This window comes from Mesorhizobium sp. M2C.T.Ca.TU.002.02.1.1, assembly GCF_003997225.1.
Map to the genome: position 1 here is coordinate 1 of NZ_RZTO01000619.1, position 3,787 is coordinate 3,787.

The following is a 3,787-nucleotide window of genomic DNA, read 5'->3' on the forward strand; positions in this document are numbered from 1 at the left end:
TGGCCGCCCTCAGCGCCTTGCCGATCTCGCTTTCCAGGGACGGGTGGTTGTCGCCCGAGATTCTCATGATCTGGAGTTTCCTATCTTACGCTTCCGAAATCGCTTGAAATCCTTCCCCAGGCGAGCCTGCGATGGCCACCCCTCTGCCAGGGCGCGGGCCCACTGAACGAATCCGGACCGCGGGCTTCTCTCGGGCAAGGATTCAACCCCACGGCGAGTTCTCTAGCAGATCGGACGGCGCAGGTCATGGCTCTTATCATTTATCGATAATCGATATTGACAGCTTTGCCGACTTTCGCGATTGTCGCCATCACGTCAGACGGGCGGGGGTAATGTCACCAATCTTTTCGAGAGACTATGCGGCGGAGCTACCGAAGGTGGCTCATGGCAGCGGCGTCTATGTCTACGACACCGATGGAAAGGCCTATCTCGACGGCATGGGCAGCGCCGGCGTCGTCGGCATCGGCCACGGCCGCACCGAGATATATCGCGCTCTCGCGGACGCCGGCAACAAGGTGACGTTCGCCTACACCGCCACCTTCACCCATCCCTGGCAGGAACAGCTCGCCAGCTCGATCCTGTCGGTGGCGCCCACGGGCATGGCGTCGGTTTATTTCGTTTCCGGCGGCTCGGAAGCCAACGAGACCGCGTTGAAGCTGGCGCGGCAATATCATCTGGAGCGCGGCGATACACAGCGCCACAAGATCATTTCGCGCTGGCAGAGCTATCACGGCGTGACCATCGCCACCCTGTCGCTGTCCGGACGCACGAGCTGGCGCACGCCCTATTCGCCCTATCTGCTGCCGATCGTGCATATTTCGCCGCCTTACGAATATCGCTGCGCCTATTGCCGCGACCATGGCGGCTGCACGCTGGACTGCGCCGACGAACTGGAGCGGGCGATCAACCTCGAGGGCCCGGAGACGGTGTCGGCCTTCTTTGCCGAAACCATCGTCGGCACCACGGCTTCGGGCCTCGTGCCGCACAAGGATTACTACAAGCGGGTGCGCGAGATCTGCGACCGCTACGGCATTCTCTTCGTCGCCGACGAAGTGCTTGCCGGCTATGGACGTACGGGCGTTCCTTTCGCCATCGCCGACTGGGACGTCACCCCCGACATGATCACCTGCGGCAAGGCGATAGGCAGCGGCTATGCACCCTTAGGCGCGGTGCTGGTCAACGACCGCATCACCGACTTCTTCCGCGACAATCGCAAGCGCTTCGTCCACGGCTTCACCTATAGCGGTCATCCGGCGTCCTGCTTCATCGGCCAGCAGGTCTTCGACATCATGTCGAAGGAAGGCCTGTTTGAGCGACCCGGCCGGATCGGACACTATCTTGCAAGTCGCCTGAGGCAGCTTCAGCAGCGCCATGCCTGTATCGGCGACGTGCGCGGCAGGGGGCTCTATGCCGGGGTGGAGTTTGTCGCCGACCGGGCCACCCGCCAGCCTTTCCCGGTGGAAAAGGCATTCACTTCCCGGCTGGTGGCCGGCATGCGCGAGCGCGGCGTGATCGTCGGCGGCGGCGTGCCGGGCGCCAATTTCGGCCAGGGTGGCGATCATATCCAGATCACGCCGCCCTTTATCGTCACGGAGGAAGAAATCGACATCATCGTCGACACGCTCGACGAGGTCATCACCGAGCTCGTTTGAGGGGCATTAGCCGGCCTGCCGCGGGAGGCAGGCCGAACTCGAAACCAACCACAAAGAAGAAGGGGAATTGCAATGCTGAAATCCATACTGGCGGCCGCCTGCATCGCGGCGCTGACCACCGTCTCCGCCCAGGCGGGCGTCACCATCAGGATCGGCGGCGCCGGTTCGCCCGACAGTCCCGACACCAAGGCCATGGAAGTGTTCAAGCAGAAGATGGAGGCGGAGCTGGGCAGCGACGTCTCGATCCAGCTTTTCCCGAGTTCGCAGCTCGGCACCGTCGACGAAATGGTCGAGCAGGTGAAAGGGGGCGTGCTGGAATGCATGTATGAAAGCGTCGGTGATCTCGGTTCCTTCCATCCGGCGGCCAATGTCGAAGGCGTGGCCTATCTCTATCGCGACGAGGATCACTTCTTCCGCATCTGGCGCGGTCCGGTCGGCAAGGAGATTCTCGACGCCATCGCCAAGGATGCGGGTTTCCGGGTGCTCGGACCGGCCTTCCACGGCTTCCGCCAGTTCCTGCTGACCAAGCCGGCCGAGAGCCTGGCCGACATCCAGGGCCGCAAGATCCGCGCGCCCGGTATTCCGGCCTACATTGCTTCGATCCAGGCGCTTGGCGCCAATCCCGCCACCATTCCCTTCGAGGAAGTCTATACCGCGATCCAGCAAGGGGTGGTCGACGGTGTCGAGCAGCCTCTCGTGGCGATCAAGGATCAGCGCTTCTATGAGGTCGCCAAGCATCTTCTGATCACCAACCACATGGCCGAGACGATGGGCTTCATGTGCGGCGAGCCCTGGTACCAGGGCCTTGACAAGCGCGTGCAGGACGCTTTCGCCAAGAGTGCCGACGCCAGCGCCGACTGGTATCGCGACTACACCGATTCCTCGCAGGCGAAGGTGCTGGAAGAGCTCGTCGCCCAGGGTGTCGTGGTCCATAAGCCCGACCTCGACGAATTCATCGCCAAGGCGGCAGCGGACTCGAAATACGACGCCGCCTTGCAGCCCTATATCGACAAGATCCGGGCGGTTAAGTAGCAACTGGCGCCCGCTCCTGGGCGGGCAGTTCCAGTCGGAGATGCTCCATGGCAAACCTGCTCGCATCCGTGGGCAACGGATTGCGCCGCGTGCTCGGCTTCCTTGTCGGCGCGGCGCTGTTCGCGATCGTCATCCTCGTCTGCATCCAGGTGTTCAGCCGCTATTTCATAGGAGCGCCGACGCCGGGGCTGGCGGAGATCTCGCGCATCCTGTTCATCTGGATGACGTTCCTTGGCGCCGCGCTGCTGGTGAGTCAGCGTCAGCTCATCGTGATCGACCTTTTGCATGACCGGCTGAGCAGCGGCATCTTCACCCGGTTGAAGGTTCTCGTGGACATCGCGACCGCGGTGTTTCTCGTTTTCCTTGCCGTTTATGCGCGCCATCTGATGATCGTGGTCGGGCAGAAGATCGCGCCGGCGACCGGCATCAGCTTCGACTGGTTCTACGGCGCGTTGCTGGCCTTCTCGGTCCTCGGCCTGTTCTTCGTCGCGGAGCGATTGTTCGGCGCAAGCCGCGCCGGACAGGAAACGGCTCCGGCAGCTGAAAAGCCCATCGCACATGAAGGTGCCCAGTCATGATCATGCTGTTGGTGCTGTCGGTCGCGTTCCTGGTGCTCGCCTTGCTGGCGGTTCCTGTCGCCGTCGCGCTCGGGCTCTCGGCCCTGCTGGTGATCGCTATCTGGGGCATGCCGGGCTTCATCCTCGCCCAGAAGATGGTCAACGGCATCGATTCCTTCCCGCTGCTGGCCGTGCCCTTTTTTATCCTGGCCGCCGCGGTGATGAACAGCGGCGGCATCACCACGCGCGTCGTCGATCTCTTTTCGTCGATGCTCGGCCGCATCCGCGGCAGTTCGGGTGTCGTCAATGTTGGCACCAACGTCTTTCTCGCCGGCATTTCCGGGTCGTCGGTCGCCGATGCTTCCGCGAGCGGCGCCCTGCTCATTCCGGAAATGCGCAAGGATGGTTATTCCGGCGGCTTCGCCGCGGCGCTGACGGCGGGAGCAGCCGTCATCGGCCCGATCATCCCGCCCAGCATTCCGCTGGTGATCTATGGCGTCATCGCCCAGGTCTCCATCACCAAGCTGTTCGTCGGCGCCTATATTC

General features: G+C 62.8%; 4 protein-coding genes. All 4 read left to right on the forward strand.

Going from position 1 to position 3,787, the window contains the following annotated elements:
- Window positions 1-377 precede the first annotated feature (377 nt).
- Window positions 378-1,652, forward strand: coding sequence for an aspartate aminotransferase family protein (locus EOD07_RS26200; RefSeq protein ID WP_164772534.1), 1,275 nt, complete (start codon window positions 378-380; stop codon window positions 1,650-1,652).
- 72 nt (window positions 1,653-1,724) lie between these two features.
- Complete coding sequence (locus tag EOD07_RS26205) at window positions 1,725-2,684, forward strand: TRAP transporter substrate-binding protein (protein WP_127237477.1); 960 nt, start codon at window positions 1,725-1,727, stop codon at window positions 2,682-2,684.
- Window positions 2,685-2,731: 47 nt separating this feature from the next.
- Window positions 2,732-3,262: a TRAP transporter small permease gene (locus tag EOD07_RS26210; RefSeq protein ID WP_127237478.1), complete on the forward strand. Its 531-nt coding sequence runs from the start codon at window positions 2,732-2,734 to the stop codon at window positions 3,260-3,262.
- The coding region (locus EOD07_RS26215) for a TRAP transporter large permease subunit (protein WP_127237479.1) at window positions 3,259-3,787 on the forward strand (529 nt) is incomplete at its 3' end. The genes EOD07_RS26210 and EOD07_RS26215, both read left to right, overlap by 4 nt.